The following is a 15,217-nucleotide window of genomic DNA, read 5'->3' on the forward strand; positions in this document are numbered from 1 at the left end:
AAGAGCGCCTAGTTAGCGCTCTTTTTTATGGATTGTATTTATTTAGTTGGTCTAAAATTATAGTTCTTGTCTTGTCTTTAACTTCTTTTCGATTGTCTAAAGTCTTACCTTCTGTTTCTATAGAAGTATGCACACTGGCTCGTAACAGCCCTGGAGATCCACTAAAAAAAGTGTAGGATAATCGTTTCTTATTATCGGCAAAAGTCATCGGAACTATGGGTATTTGATGTTCTATTGCCAAACGAAAAGCACCATCTTTAAATTCGTCTAAAACTATCGATTCGTCGGGAACGCCACCTTCTGGGAAAATACAGATGCTAAGGCCTTGGCTGAGTCTTTTTTGGGCACGATTGTATACTTCAAAGCGGCTTCTAGAACTATTTCTATCCACCAAAATACAGGTTCTTTTATAAAAAAAACCAAATAACGGAATCTTAGCCAATTCTTTTTTGCCTACAAAAACAAACGGATTTCGTTCAATAGCCAACATCAACATAATGTCAATCATAGAGGTGTGGTTGGCTACAATCATGTAACTTTTTCGCAATTCCAATTCTTGCTCCCGGTCTACTTTATAATAAAATCCCATTCCGAGAAGGATTCCTTTTGCCCATATTCGTGCCATTACAAAAAAATACTGGTACCATTCTTCTCTCAGAATCGAAATTACCAAAAAAGGGAACATCAACACAATGAAAAAACCCATTAGAATGTAAAACCAAATGCGCCAAAGAGTCCAAAAAATAATTTTTACTATTCTCATAAGGTCAAAAATAAGGAATAGTAAGGTAATTTTAATACAAAGGTTTAACTTTGCATTAAATAAATTTACAATGGCAAAAATACTCACTGGAGTTCAAAGCACCGGAACCCCACATTTAGGAAACCTTTTGGGGGCAATTATCCCTGCAATTGAATTATCTGAAAATCCCGAAAACCAATCGTTTCTTTTTATTGCCGATTTGCATTCGATTACGCAAATAAAAGATGGTGAAACCCTACGCAACAATACCTACAGTACTGCTGCTGCTTGGTTGGCTTGTGGATTGGACGTTAATAAAGTGACTTTTTACCGACAAAGTGATGTGCCGCAAACTGCCGAATTATCTTGGTATTTGAGTTGTTTTTTCCCCTATCAAAGATTAAAATTAGCCCACTCTTTTAAGGATAAAGCCGACCGATTGGACGATGTAAATGCTGGACTTTTTTCGTATCCGATGCTAATGGCTGCCGATATTTTATTATACGATGCTAATTTTGTTCCGGTTGGAAAAGACCAGATGCAACACATCGAAATTACTCGAGATGTGGCTTCTAGATTCAATCATCAAATGGGAGAAACCTTTGTAATTCCGGAAGGGAAAGTACAAGAAGAAACCATGTACGTTCCTGGAACGGATGGTCAAAAAATGAGTAAATCCCGTGGCAATCTTATCAATATTTTTATTGATGATAAAGCATTGCGCAAGCAAGTTATGGGTATTGAAAGTGATAGTACGCCTCTAGAAGACCCTAAAAATCCAGATACTTGTAACGTTTTTGGTATCTACAAATTACTTGCTACCGAAGCAGAAATTGCTGCCATGAGACAAAATTATCTTGGTGGAAATTACGGTTATGGTCATGCAAAACAAGCACTTTTTGAACTTATTTGCGAAAAATTTAAAACCGAAAGAGAAAAATATAATTACTACATTTCTAATCGTGTCGAAGTAGACAGTTTGCTAAAACTAGGGGCTGCTAAAGCGCATTTAGTTGCTAATGAAGTATTGCAAAAAGTTAGAGTGAAACTAGGATTTGAGTAAAGACAACCAAAATTTACAGAGATTTTATTTTAGGAGTCTAATTCTTGTAAATTATTATGAATATCATCATAATCTTTTACTAAAACAATTAATAAATCCAACTCGTCACCCTCTGGTGTATTAGGTTTAGCGTGGAATATTTCCATTAATCTTATTGAAGCATTTTTGTAATCTACTTCAGTTTTTAATACATTCCAGTTCATCATTATTACTATTTAAAGTTTAAAAAATCTACTGACTACAACGCACCATCAATAATAGTAATCGAATTACAATAATAACCAAAGCAATAGTTCCTCCTGTAGTTAATGCCGAACTACTGCTAGAGGAGGTCTTTTGGGTTCTCGCAATAGTATCTTCTTTATTCATTTTCAAAAGATTAGCTAAATCGTGATCGTTTGTCTTATAATTAGCCATTGCCATTTTCATGGAATTATTGTATTCGGTTTGGATTCCGAAATTAGAGAAAGGAGTAAATTTTGATAATAACGCTTTTATTTTTTCGTCTATTTGTGGCGATTTAAAATGAGATAGTAAATCGTAAAAACTTCGGTATTTTATAAAATTTATACTGATTGCCTCATTTACCGAAGGGTTTTGCTCCAACGTTTGTAATACAAAATCAAATTTTTCTGAAAGTTTTACTTCTAATTTTTCTAATGATTTTTGTGGTAAATATTCTTTCACAACTAGAAAATCATCTATTTCTTCAAACTTTCCGTGGGCTACTTTTTGTTCGAAATAGGAGTCCAATTCGTCAAGCAAAAACTTTGCAATAAATGCTTGAATCGCTTCATTGGAAACCGAAACAACTCTATCGGTACTAAACCTGCCTCGGGAATGATTTGTTTTTGCGAAAAAATTGTATAGTATTCTATTATAGGCAATAAACCAAAGTTCGTTAGGATAATTTTTTAGGGCTTCTGTCAAATTAGATGCAACCGTAGTACCCAAATTTGGATTCTGTATTTTTTGTAGATCTATATATTTGGAAACTTTTAGAGTGTCTTCTAAAACAAATTCGGTAGCATTTTCTTGGTAAATACCTGCGGCTTCAAATAATTCAATACTATTCATAAGAAAAAAAAATAATGAAAAGCAAAAATATAATTTTAATTGTTTTGTCCTAATTTATTTACAAATTAATGTTTAAATCGCCTCAAACAATTTACCTGGAAGTGGTCGTATTACCCCTTTTAATTCCATATTTATCAAAAAAGAGGAGATTCTAAAAATTGGGAAGTCACATTCTAGCGCAATAATATCAATTTCTGTTTTGCCATTTTGAAGCAAATAATCATAAATTTTCTGTTCTATTTCATCCAAAGAAACGAATAGTTGTTTTTGGATGCCTTGGTTTTCCTCTTTAGTTTCTAGTTCCCAATTCAAGATATATAAAATATCGGCAGCCGAAGTCAATAAATGCGCACGTTGGGTTTTTATCAAATTATTACAACCTTGACTGTATTTATCGGAAGTTCTACCGGGCACCGCAAAAACATCTCTGTTATATTCATTTGCTAAGATTGCAGTAATTAGAGAGCCTCCTTTTTCGGCGCTTTCTATTACAATAGTTGCTTCGGAAATTCCTGCTACAATACGGTTTCTTTTTACAAAATTCTCTTTCTCTGGATTGGAGGTACTCCAAAATTCGGTAAGAAAACCACCGTTTTTTTCCATTTTGGCACAGTATTTTTTATGTGTTTTAGGATATACTTGATTCAATCCATGGGCCAAAACACCTATGGTTTGCAAATTGTTATCCATTGCGGCTTGGTGGGCAACAATATCTACGCCATAGGCAAATCCGCTAACGATAATGGGGTTTAAAGGAGCAAGATCTTGAATTAATTTTTTGCAAAATTCCATGCCGTAAGACGAAACTTGGCGGGTGCCCACAATGCTAATTACTTTTCGGGTGTTCCAATTTATGTTTCCCGAAGAAAACAAAACCACAGGCCCGTCAATACAATGTTTCAAACGTTCGGGATAATTTTTATCTAAATAAGAACAACAAGAAATAGCATTATCTTTAATAAATTGCATTTCTTTTTGAGCAATATCCAAAACCGATTTGTCTTTTAATTTTTTTAGCAATACCGCTCCAACGCCATCAATATTTTTTAAAAAATCGGATTTGGCTTGGAACACTTTTTCGGCAGAACCGCAATGATTAATAAGTTTTTTGGCTACTATATCGCCAACGCCTTCTATTTTTAATAGTGCTAAGAGGTGTATTAATTCCGTTTCGCTCATACTTTTAAATTGTGTAGTATAAAAATAAGGAATAAATTAAAATTGTTAACAAAATTTGTTGATAAAGTTTTGCGCTTTCCATTAAATACTTAATTTTGTAATTATGAAGATGGATTTATATATTTCGCAATTACTCTATCGGTACCAGTGTGTTACCGTTCCTGGCTTTGGTGCTTTTTTAACCGAAATCCAGTCGGCGCAGTTACACGAAGGGTTGCATTCGTTTTATCCTCCAAAAAAATTGGTTTCTTTTAATTCGTATTTGAAAAATAACGACGGATTATTAGCAAATCATTTTGCCCAATCGGAAAAGATATCTTACGAAGCAGCAGTTGCCATTATTGAAAATCAAGTGCTTAATTGGAAATCTAAATTACAAGATTTAGAAACAATTAGTATAAAAAATGTTGGTGATTTTTCTTTAAATGCTGAAAAAAATCTTGTTTTCACTCCTTCGGATTCGGTGAATTATTTAACGGATTCTTTTGGGTTGACTACTTACGTTTCTCCTGCAATTAAAAGAGAAGTCTTGCAACAAGTTGTTGAAAAACAAGAAGAAAAAGATCCAATTGCACTAGTTCCTGAAGAAAGAAATTCTAATCCGTTCTTGAAATATGCTGCCATCTTTGTTTTAAGTGCTGGCTTGCTTGGTGCTGGAGGGGTTTTAGGAAATAACTATTACCAACAAAAAGTGCAAGAGGAAACTTTAGCGGTTCAAACTAAAGTACAAAAACAAGTGGAACAAAAAATTCAAGAGGCTACCTTCTTTATTTCTAATCCACTTCCAGCGGTAACCTTAACGGTAAAAGGCAGTAAAATGCCGTATCATATTGTAGCGGGTGCTTTTCTAAAACAAGAAAATGCGGATAAAATGTACGAGGAGCTTATTCATCTTAAATATCCAGCTAAAAGGATTGCAAAAAATCAACACGGTTTATATCCTGTTATTTATAAGAGTTATTCTTCGTATAGCGAAGCGCAAACCGAAATGCAAAAAATAAAAAAATCACACAATCCCGAAGCGTGGTTGTTGATTGAAGAACTATAATAAAATCCCGAGGTATCGGGATTTTTTGGTTTTATGGTTTTTTTGACACGAATTGCAGGAATTTTCACAAATTATATTGTTGCAGATTTGCACGAATTGCAAGCCTCGTTTCCTAACTAAGATTAAAGAACAAATGCAAAAGATTTCGTGTTAATTCGTGAAATTCGTATTGCAAAAATTAAAATAAATACCTTTGCAAAAAAACAACATGACTCCAAAACACCCTATTGATTCCTTAACGATACTTACCGACTTGGTATTGCCAGGCGAAACCAATCCTTTGAACAATCTTTTTGGAGGGGAATTATTGGCTAGAATGGATCGCGCGGCCAGTATTGCTGCTAGAAGACACTCCAGAAGAATTGTAGTGACCGCTTCAGTAAACCACGTTGCTTTTAACCGTGCTATCCCTTTAGGAAGTGTGGTAACTATAGAAGCCAAGATTTCTAGAGCATTTACTTCCTCTATGGAAATTTACTTGGATGTTTGGATTGAAGATAGAGAATCTGGAATTAGAGCCAAGGCAAACGAGGCTATTTATACTTTTGTAGCAGTAGATGAAACGGGAAACCCTGTTTCGGTGCCCGCACTAGAACCTCAAACAGAAGAAGAAAAGCTGCGCTTTGATGCAGCTTTAAGAAGAAAACAATTGAGTTTGGTTCTTGCCGGAAAAATGAATCCACACGATGCAACCGAATTGAAGGCGTTGTTTGTGTAAACAAATTTATTTATTTGACTTTGTAATTGAAGTGGTTTAATTAAAAAGAGTAGCTATTTAATACTAGTATTAATGACACCCACAATCATCCTCACCACAATTTTTTTTAGGTTTAGCTCCGCTCTGTTCGCCTTTGGCTCGAGTTTTCTTCCCAAAAAATTTATTGTACAAATAAGCTAAGGCAATTCCTAGAGCGAAGTAAACGAGTATTTGTTGCATTTTTTAAATAAATTGATAGAGATTATTTCAAAAACTGGTAGGCTAAAAGTGCCGTTAGATATGCAAAACCACTCATAAATACCAACTGAATTGCTGGCCATTTCCACGAATTAGTTTCTTTTTTCACAATTGCTAAAGTACTCACACATTGCATGGCAAAAGCATAAAAAAGCAAGAGGGAAACCCCAGTAGCAAAATTAAAAGTCTTCGTTCCGTCTTCGCGAACCTCATTTTTCATTTGTTCTTTTATGGTTGCTTCTTCATCGCTATGGCTTCCCACACTGTAAATGGTTGCTAGTGTTCCTACAAAAACTTCTCGGGCAGCAAACGAACTTACTACGGCAATTCCAATTTTCCAATCGTAACCCAAAGGCTTAATTGCGGGTTCTATAGATTTTCCTAGAATTCCAATATACGAATGCTCTAGTTTGTATTCACTTACAAGATTATCTCTATTCGTTGCATTAATTTCGGTTTTTTGGGCAATTATTTTTTCGGCATTTCCAAAAGTTGCTTCTGGTCCGTGAGAGCCCAAAAACCAAAGGATTATAGATATTGCCAAAATGATTTTACCAGCACCAAAAACAAACGCTTTTGTTTTTTCTAAGATGTTAATGGCAACATTTTTAAATAACGGAATTTTATAACTGGGCATTTCTACCACAAAATACGATTTGGAACTTATTTTTAAAATTTTATTTAAAATATAAGCCGAAAATATTGCTATTCCAAATCCTAAAAGATACAAAACCATAAGGGTTAATCCTTGTAAACTTAAAAATCCGAAAATTCTTTTTTGTGGAATAATAAGCGCAATCAAAATGGCATATACCGGTAATCTTGCCGAACAAGTAATAAATGGTGTTACCAAAATAGTGATTAATCGTTCTTTCCAGTTTTCAATATTTCGAGCACCCATAATTGCCGGAATGGCACAAGCAGTTCCGGAAATTAATGGCACGATGCTTTTTCCGGAAAGCCCGAATCTTCGCATGATTTTATCCATTAAAAAAACCACCCGACTCATGTAGCCGCTTTCTTCTAAAACGGAAATAAACAGAAATAAAAAGGCAATTTGAGGTATAAATATCAAAATTCCGCCAATTCCTGGGATGATGCCTTCGCTAATTAAATTGGTAAATTCGCCTGCAGGAAGGTTTGTTTTTGCGTAGGAAGCTAAGTTTGCAAAGGAACTGTCAATGAAATCCATTGGGATGCTGCTCCAGTCAAAAATAGATTGAAAAATAGCAAATAATATTACAAAGAAAATCAAATAGCCAAAGACTTTATGAGTTAATACTCGATCTAGTTTTGCTCTAATATCGGAGGCTTTGGATTGATCAATTTTTTGACCTAATTTTAAAGTATCGTTTATAAATTGGTACCTCTTGATGGTTTCTTTTTGTTGTAATCGTTTTAGGTCGGCATGCGATTTAGTAAACGAACTTTTCATTTCGTTTCGGTCTAAATTCAAGAAATTTACATCTTGGGTAATCACCAACCAAAGTTTATAAACCAATTGGTTTGGGAATGCTTTTCTTAATTTATCAAAATATTCTGGGTCAATAGAAGAAGCATTTAAACAAGGTTCTGTTGAAAGGGATTTGTAATTTAATATTAATTCTTTTATTTTTTCAATTCCGATGTTTTTTCTGGAACTGATTAAAGCAATTTTGGTTTGAAGTTCTTTTTCTAAAAAGGGAATATCCAATTCAATCCCTTTCAGTTTCATGCGGTCGCTCATGTTGATGACCAAAATGGTAGGAATTTCTAAATCTTTAATTTGGGTAAAAAGAAGGAGGTTTCGTTTTAAATTTTCAACTTCAGTGACTACAACCACAACATCCGGAAAATTTTCGTCTTTTTTGTTCATCAATAATTCAATCACAACGTTTTCGTCAATTGAACTTGCATTTAAACTATAGGTTCCGGGTAAATCTAATATAATAGCTTTGGCATTATTGGTAAGTTTACACAATCCAATTTTCTTTTCTACAGTGATTCCTGGATAATTTCCAACTTGTTGGTGCAAACCCGTAAGATGGTTAAAAACAGAAGTTTTACCAGTATTTGGATTTCCAATTAAAGCTACTTTGATATTTTTATGTGCCATTAAATTTTAGAATCGATGACTACAGTTATTTCTTTTGCAGTTTCTAGCCTAATAGCCACATGCGAATCATTTACAATATAATATAAAGGACAACCAAAAGGTGCTATCTGAATTAACTCAACAGAATTGCCAGGAAGACAACCCATTTCAAGTAATTTCAACGGAATTTCATCGATATTAAAATCGGTGATAATTCCTTTTTGACCAATTTTTAGTTGAGCAATTGTAGTTTGCACGGCTTTATTTAGATTGAATTAAAATACAAAAGTACGTCTTTGCAATGTAAAATCTATGATAATTATCAAGTTTTAAGTTTTTATTTATACTTGTTTACAATAAAATTTAGGCTTTAGTTTTTTAATAGAAGGATTATTTTTCTTCTTCTATCAATATTGTAATGTCTTCCAAAAGTTGTTTCACATTTTTAATTCCAGGTTCTGTTACGCCATCAAGGTTGGTCCCGTCATAAAATCCGCGAACGCGACGTTTCGAATCTACTAAAACAAAATTTTCAGTGTGTACCATATCATACATTTCCGATGGTTTTCCAGTTTTAACTGCCAAATAGGATTTTCTAGCAATGAAATAAATGTCTTTTTTGTTTCCGGTAACTAAGTTCCATTTGCTGTCGATAACTCCTTTTTCAAGGGCATATTTTTTTAATACAGTAACATTGTCAATATCTGGTGTAACCGAATGGGAAAGCAATAAAACATTAGGATTATCTTTAAGTTGAGTTTGCAACCAAACCATGTTATTGGTCATTTTCGGACAAATAGAACCACAAGTAGTAAAGAAAAAATCGGCAACATAAATCTTGCCTTCATAGTCTTTTTGAGTAATTGTTTTACCATTTTGATTAGTAAAAGAAAAATCTGCAATAGTGTGGTCTATAGCCACATATTGAACAGTAGAATCTACCAATTCTGGATTTACATCACTTGGATTGAATAGGGCAAGTTTTGGTTTTGGTTTTAATACAGTGTAAAAAGCACTTATAGTAACAATTGAAAAAAGCACAAAAAAACCAATGAAAATTTTATATTCTTTAAGTTTGGATAGCATTTTTTTTTGCAAAGTTACAAAACAACTTTTGGAATACTAAACCTCAATACTCAAACCTTTTTTCATTAAGGGTTTTTTAACATTTTGTAAGTTTAAAATTAATAGATTTGTATAAACAATCAAAAAACAATATGAAACTTCAAACTACAATTAAGTTTGGCTTCTTGGCGGCAAGTCTTTTTGCTATCCACCAAGGCAATGCCCAACAAAAAATGCCAGGATTAGGCTTGGATTTAATGGATAAATCGGTAAAACCAAGTGATGATTTTTTTAAATTTGTGAATGGAACATGGTTAAAAAACACCGAAATTCCTGCAGATAAAACCCGTTGGGGTAGTTTTGATGAATTGCGTCAAAACACCGATAAAGATGCTTTGGCAATATTAAACGAAGCTTCTAAAAACCCAAAGTATAAGTCAAATACAGATCAGGGTAAAGCAATCAATATGTATAAAGCGGTTATGGATACTGTGGCTCGAAACAAGCAAGGAATTGCTCCACTTAAACCGTATTTAGTAAAAATTAATGCTGTAAAAAACATTCAAGATTTACAAAAATTAATGATGGAAACCGAAGCGCAAGGCGGAGGTGTTGGTTTTTATGGTGTTGGTGTTGGTGCTGATGAAAAAAACAGTACTAGAAATGTTGTGAGTGTTGGTCCAGGTTCTTTAGGATTACCCGATCGAGATTATTATGTTTCTGAAGATAAAGATTCTAAAGAAAAAAGAGAAAAATACGTACTTCATGTAGCTAAAATGTTGCAGTTTTTAGGCGATTCACCGGAAGATGCAAAAGTAAATGCAGAAAAAGTTCTAGCTTTAGAGATTCAAATGTCGCAACCAAGACTGGATAGAGTGGAACGCAGAGATAGTAAAAAACAATACAATCCTACGGCTATTTCAGATTTACAGAAAATGCTTCCTATTGTAAATTGGAATACCTATGTAAAAGGGGTTGGTTTTTCTAAATTAGACACTATAATTGTTACCCAACCAAGATATATGGCTGCGTTACAAACTATTTTTACTGAAAATAAAGTAGAATCTTGGAAGGCCTACATGCGTTGGACATTACTAAGAAGTGCATCAAGTCAATTATCAACAGCTATTGAAACTGCCAATTGGGAATTTTACGGAAAAACGTTGACAGGAGCTTTAAAACAACGCCCTCGTCATGAAAAAGCACTTCAAGTTGTAAATGGTACTGTTGGTGAAGCCTTAGGAAAATTATATGTTGAAAAAATGTTTCCTGCTGAGGCAAAAGACAAAGCATCTAAAATGATTAAAAACGTGATTCGTGCTTATGAAATTAGAATCAACAATTTATCTTGGATGTCGCCTGAAACCAAATTGAAAGCTATAGAAAAATTAAATAAATTAACAATCAAAATTGGATATCCAGACAAGTGGGAAGATTATTCCACTTTAGAAGTTAAAAGCCCTCTAGAAGGTGGAAGTTATTTTGATAATATCATGAATATTTCAAAATGGCAATGGAATAAAGATTTGGCTAAACTTTCTAAACCAGTAGACAAAACCGAATGGGGAATGTCTCCACAAACAGTAAATGCGTATTACAATCCTTCGTATAACGAAATTGTATTTCCAGCTGCAATCTTGCAACCTCCTTTCTACGATTATAAAGCAGATGAAGCAGTAAATTACGGTGGAATTGGAGCTGTAATTGGACATGAAATTTCTCACGGATTTGATGACCAAGGCGCAAGTTATAATGCCGACGGAAATCTTATTGATTGGTGGACTGCAGAAGATTTAACGCAATTTACAGCCTTAGGAACTGCATTAGCAGATCAATATTCGGCATTAGAGCCACTTCCAGGAACGCATGTAGATGGAAAATTTACATTAGGAGAAAACATAGGTGATTTAGGCGGAATTAACGCTGCTTATGACGGATTGCAATTGTATTTAAAAGAAAATGGAAATCCAGGACTAATTGATGGATTCACTCCAGAGCAACGTTTGTTTATTTCTTGGGCAACCATATGGAGAGGTAAAATTAGAGATGAAGCTTTGAAAAATCAAGTGAAAACCGATCCGCATTCTCCTGCAATGTATCGTGCTTATGTTCCATTAATTAATTTGGATACTTTTGTTCAAGCATTTGATATTAAAGAAGGCGACGGAATGTATGTAGCACCAGAAAAACGAGTTAAAATCTGGTAGTCTAAATAGTATTATATACAAAAGGTGCAAGAAATTGCACCTTTTTTTATAGCTTATTTTTGGAAAACAAATAGCCTAATACTTGTTCCACCTTTTCACTACTAATAAGTTTTCCAATGGAAGGTTTACTTTCGTTAAATTCAGGCAAAGGCAAGTTAAATTCTAATGCTTTCTGGATGTAATATTCTTTTCTAGTAGGATGAAATGGCGCAACCGCATTAAAGGTTTCGTTTTCTTTCGAATCTTGCTGAAGAATGGTTTCAATAATTCCGATGCAATCCATTTGATGGATTAAATTAATAGGTCCTCCCGGATTTTCAATATTCGTTCTGCCTGCAAGAAATTGTATCGGATGCCGATTTTCTCCTATCAATCCTCCAAACCGAATAAACGTAGTTTGAAAAGTTTTATTGCTTTGCAAAAGTTGCTCGGCTTCTAACAATTGTTTGCCACTTTCGGTGTCTGGATTTGGAAAGGTATCTTCGGTAATTGTGGTATTTTCCTCCGAATATACTGAAGTAGAACTCACAAAAAGGACTTTTTTCACAGAAGATTTTTCTATAAAAGGAATTAAATTTTGAATTTTAGCTACAAAATTTTCAGTAGAATTTCCACGCAATTTAGGTGGAATATCGATAATTAGAATTTCGGAATTTTTTAAAAAAGAAGCTATTTCACCTTCAATAGTGACATCCGATAAACGGATCAAAAACGGAGTAATCCCTGCATTTTCCAATACTGAAATTTTCTCTACCGAAGTTGTAGAGCCAGAAATTGTATACCCATTTTTAAGCAACGATTTTGCTAAAGGAAATCCCAACCAACCGCAACCAAGTATGCTAATTTGTTTCATTAAAGAGGAGGTTTGCTTTTATTTTTTTATTCAATTAATTTGTTTTTAATATCCATTCTTTCGTGTAAAACTCTTACAACTTCAATTTCATTATTTTTTGTCTTTTTGAAAAACACTAAATGCGATTTTACTTTTGAATATCGATAATCTTTTCGGATAGTCTCAAAATCTTTTGCTGTTTCAAAATTTGCGGCAACAAACTCTATTTCATCTAAAATTAAATTATAATAACGATTGGCCTGTTGGGTTGACCAATTTTCAGCAGTATAGTTCCAAATAGTATTAATATCCTCCAAAGCCTTTTCGCTGATACTATATTTTGACATTATTTCAGAAAATTGGCATTAAGTTGCTCTAGATTTTTCTCTCTATCAAAGTTTGTAATCTTTTTACTTTTTTCTCCTATTTGAAGTTCATTAATTAATGTTTTTGCTTGATTTTCTTCCTGTTCAAATAATCTCAAAGCAGTTCTAACCACTTCACTTACAGAATTATATTTCCCAGAAGCAATTTGTTCCTTAATAAAATTTTCAAAATACTCTCCTATTAAAATCGATGTATTACGTGCCATAATTTTTCTTTTTACAAATATACCAATTTATGGTATTTTTAAACGAATAATAATTATTTTTTATGGTTTTGGATGTTGCAAAGTGGCGCGCAATTTTTCCATAATCACCACTGCATCTGTCAATACAAATGGTTTCGGCATCATCCAATCTTTTCTTTGGTTCATTTTAAATTGGCTATTCGTCATTAAATCGAACGAACTTTCTACTAAATTCAAATCTAGTTTTTGACTAGCATGAATCGAGAACTCTAAAGTCAAAGGGAAATTATCCACCACGTAATAACTTAGCAATTTGTTGCTTTTTTTAGAAATAATATTGCTTTTAATATCCAATCCTTTAACACCATTCGCCACTAAATGATTAATAGTTAGTTTGTCATTTGCAAAAATATCATAGCGATTGACTTTTCTATTGGGAGTAATTACAATTTTAAAATAATGATTGGCTCCAAGGACGGAATCCGTAATAAATTCTATAGTTGGTTTGGCTATTTTTTTAGCGGGAGCATCTGCCATAAATGTATATTTCGAACCATATTTGCTATATAATTTATTGGTATTTAATACCTCGGCATTTTTTGGGTTTTGACCTAAATAGCCTCTAGTCCATTCGTCTAAATTAGTATCGTAGGTTGCCCAATTGGCTTTATTGGTATCCCCATTTACTATATAAACTAAACTATTTGGTTTTGCCGTTCCTTTGGCATAGCCCGAAGATTGGTGTGCTTTGGCAAAAAATCCAAAAGAAAGCAACAAGAAGAATGCAGCCCAAATTCCTTTTCGTGGAAACGAACCAAAAATTGGCAACAACAAACTAAAACTTAAAACGGTTAAAACAGAACTTCCAACGAGAATTTTTAGACCTAAACCTACCGGAAACATTGTAATAAAAGGCACAATAATTACCAAAGTCGGAATTGCCAAAAGCAGATTCAAATAGACATTTGTTTTTTGGGTGATAACAAAATAGCCGAAAATCAGCAAACTTGCAAGCACCGGAATAATTAAAAATGCGGCTCCTTTTAGCAATAGTACAATAGCAACATTAATAACCAACCAAACAAAAAGTGCAGGTATAAGCAAGACCATTTCGGAATTTTTCTTGGTATCACTTTTATAAAACCAAAAGCAAATAGCAAGCGACAAACTTATAAATCCGTACACATAATCGTGGCCATTATAGGTAAATCCTTGTAGAATATCTTGGTATTGGGCATAGCTCAATAAGATGATTTTCCAACCTATATAAGTAACCAATCCAGCAGAAAATAAGGCGCCAAAAAACGGAACAAACCCTTTAAAAATATCTTGAATAAAGAACATTCGTTTCCCTAATCCCAAAAAGAGAAACAATCCCCATAATCCAAATCCTAGTAAAACCATTGGAATAATCCAATAAAATGGATAGCGAACCATAAAAAACGGAACACTAAAATACACTTTATCTTCGGTAGAATTCAATTGGGTTAAATCGGCATTCGAAAAATATTGTAACAACGGAAAAAGATAGGTTCCTTGATGTGCCAGTGTATTTGGGTCGAGATGTTGGTAGGTATCTTGCTGGGTATGGTAGTTAAAATGGTTGTCAATAAAGGCAAAATTAAATCCTTGGATTTTTCCTTTCTCTCTAAAAACGGTCAAATCGGTATCGTTCGGAAGCATTTTATAGATGCTATACATTAACGAATTCGACACCGGATAACATGAATTTCCTTTGCAAAAAGCATCAATCATATTGGCATTGCCTTCGTTGGTTTCCATGAGCATATAACTAGGCCCCGAACTTCCTCGTGCTTCAAAATTAAGCACCAAACCAACCTTTTTTGCCCATTGGTGTTCGGTTACAAATAAAGTGGCACCGTTTAAACCCAATTCTTCCGCATCGGTAAAAAGAATAATAATATCATTTTTATGTTTGCTTTTAGAATACAAAAAAGCACGAACCGATTCCATAATGGTCGCCACTCCACTAGCATCATCACTCGCACCATAGGAATAGGAATGCGGAGCACTATCATAATGCGACAGCAACAACAATGCTTTGGTACTTGCCGATCCTTTAATGGTTGCAATTATGTTTTTGGATTTTACCAAAGTCCCTTTTTCGGTCATTGTAAATCCTTCTTGAAAGGCAGGTTGTAAACCTAAATTCTGTAATTCTTTCACCAAATAGTTCGCCACCACTTCGTGGTTTTCAGAACCCACAAAATGCGGTTTAGCAGTCATGGCTTTCACAGTTTGCAACGCCCGCGATGTAGAAAATTCCGATAGTGGTGCCTCGGTAGTGTCGTAACTTTGCGGCATTCTAAAATAGAAAATTCCCAATAGCAGCAATGCCAAAACCACTATAAGAGATACGGAAGTGAATTTGTTTTTCATAACT

At 33.9% G+C, this 15,217-nt stretch carries 15 protein-coding genes; 4 read left to right on the plus strand and 11 right to left on the minus strand.

What is annotated here, in order from left to right:
- Positions 1-25: 25 nt before the first annotated feature.
- Positions 26-763: a lysophospholipid acyltransferase family protein gene (locus tag ACIQ2J_RS01665; protein WP_396165912.1), complete on the minus strand. Its 738-nt coding sequence runs from the start codon at positions 761-763 to the stop codon at positions 26-28.
- Between the two features lie 70 nt (positions 764-833).
- Between ACIQ2J_RS01665 and trpS the strand changes: the two genes are divergently transcribed.
- The gene (trpS, locus tag ACIQ2J_RS01670; RefSeq protein ID WP_396165914.1) at positions 834-1,805 is read left to right on the plus strand and encodes a tryptophan--tRNA ligase; all 972 of its coding nucleotides are present in this window, start codon (positions 834-836) and stop codon (positions 1,803-1,805) included.
- A gap of 29 nt (positions 1,806-1,834) precedes the next feature.
- Here the strand turns inward: trpS and ACIQ2J_RS01675 are convergent, their stop codons facing one another.
- The 3 genes from ACIQ2J_RS01675 to dprA form a co-directional block, all read right to left on the minus strand.
- On the minus strand, positions 1,835-2,011 hold the full coding sequence (locus tag ACIQ2J_RS01675) for a hypothetical protein (RefSeq protein WP_396165916.1): 177 nt from the start codon (positions 2,009-2,011) through the stop codon (positions 1,835-1,837).
- Positions 2,012-2,036: 25 nt separating this feature from the next.
- On the minus strand, positions 2,037-2,882 hold the full coding sequence (locus ACIQ2J_RS01680) for a hypothetical protein (RefSeq protein WP_396165918.1): 846 nt from the start codon (positions 2,880-2,882) through the stop codon (positions 2,037-2,039).
- Positions 2,883-2,954: 72 nt separating this feature from the next.
- Positions 2,955-4,061, minus strand: a complete 1,107-nt coding sequence (gene dprA, locus ACIQ2J_RS01685; protein ID WP_396165920.1) for a DNA-processing protein DprA — start codon at positions 4,059-4,061, stop codon at positions 2,955-2,957.
- 103 nt (positions 4,062-4,164) lie between these two features.
- On the opposite strand from dprA, the gene ACIQ2J_RS01690 reads away from it, so the two are divergent.
- Positions 4,165-5,109 (plus strand): SPOR domain-containing protein, encoded by a 945-nt coding sequence (locus ACIQ2J_RS01690; protein ID WP_396165922.1) that lies wholly within the window; start codon positions 4,165-4,167, stop codon positions 5,107-5,109.
- A gap of 208 nt (positions 5,110-5,317) precedes the next feature.
- Positions 5,318-5,827 (plus strand): acyl-CoA thioesterase, encoded by a 510-nt coding sequence (locus ACIQ2J_RS01695; protein ID WP_396165925.1) that lies wholly within the window; start codon positions 5,318-5,320, stop codon positions 5,825-5,827.
- Between the two features lie 241 nt (positions 5,828-6,068).
- Here the strand turns inward: ACIQ2J_RS01695 and feoB are convergent, their stop codons facing one another.
- From feoB to ACIQ2J_RS01710, 3 genes are all read right to left on the minus strand, one after another.
- On the minus strand, positions 6,069-8,159 hold the full coding sequence (gene feoB, locus ACIQ2J_RS01700; RefSeq protein ID WP_396165927.1) for a ferrous iron transport protein B: 2,091 nt from the start codon (positions 8,157-8,159) through the stop codon (positions 6,069-6,071).
- Entirely contained in the window at positions 8,159-8,395 is a 237-nt protein-coding gene (locus tag ACIQ2J_RS01705; protein ID WP_396165929.1) for a ferrous iron transport protein A, read from the minus strand. Before ACIQ2J_RS01705 ends, feoB begins: the two co-directional genes overlap by 1 nt.
- A gap of 133 nt (positions 8,396-8,528) precedes the next feature.
- Positions 8,529-9,224, minus strand: a complete 696-nt coding sequence (locus ACIQ2J_RS01710) for an SCO family protein (RefSeq protein WP_396165931.1) — start codon at positions 9,222-9,224, stop codon at positions 8,529-8,531.
- 131 nt (positions 9,225-9,355) lie between these two features.
- On the opposite strand from ACIQ2J_RS01710, the gene ACIQ2J_RS01715 reads away from it, so the two are divergent.
- On the plus strand, positions 9,356-11,410 hold the full coding sequence (locus ACIQ2J_RS01715) for a M13 family metallopeptidase (protein WP_396165934.1): 2,055 nt from the start codon (positions 9,356-9,358) through the stop codon (positions 11,408-11,410).
- Between the two features lie 46 nt (positions 11,411-11,456).
- Here the strand turns inward: ACIQ2J_RS01715 and ACIQ2J_RS01720 are convergent, their stop codons facing one another.
- From ACIQ2J_RS01720 to ACIQ2J_RS01735, 4 genes are read right to left on the minus strand one after another with little or no spacing between them, the layout of a single operon-like run.
- On the minus strand, positions 11,457-12,263 hold the full coding sequence (locus ACIQ2J_RS01720; RefSeq protein ID WP_396165936.1) for an SDR family oxidoreductase: 807 nt from the start codon (positions 12,261-12,263) through the stop codon (positions 11,457-11,459).
- 26 nt (positions 12,264-12,289) lie between these two features.
- Entirely contained in the window at positions 12,290-12,589 is a 300-nt protein-coding gene (locus tag ACIQ2J_RS01725; protein WP_396165938.1) for a type II toxin-antitoxin system RelE/ParE family toxin, read from the minus strand.
- Positions 12,589-12,834: a type II toxin-antitoxin system ParD family antitoxin gene (locus ACIQ2J_RS01730; RefSeq protein ID WP_396165941.1), complete on the minus strand. Its 246-nt coding sequence runs from the start codon at positions 12,832-12,834 to the stop codon at positions 12,589-12,591. The genes ACIQ2J_RS01725 and ACIQ2J_RS01730 overlap by 1 nt, the downstream gene beginning before the upstream one ends.
- A gap of 60 nt (positions 12,835-12,894) precedes the next feature.
- The gene (locus ACIQ2J_RS01735) at positions 12,895-15,213 is read right to left on the minus strand and encodes a M28 family peptidase (protein WP_396165943.1); all 2,319 of its coding nucleotides are present in this window, start codon (positions 15,211-15,213) and stop codon (positions 12,895-12,897) included.
- Positions 15,214-15,217: the final 4 nt, after the last annotated feature.

The sequence above is a fragment of the Flavobacterium sp. genome (assembly GCF_044357305.1).
Classification (GTDB): Bacteria; Bacteroidota; Bacteroidia; order Flavobacteriales; family Flavobacteriaceae; genus Flavobacterium.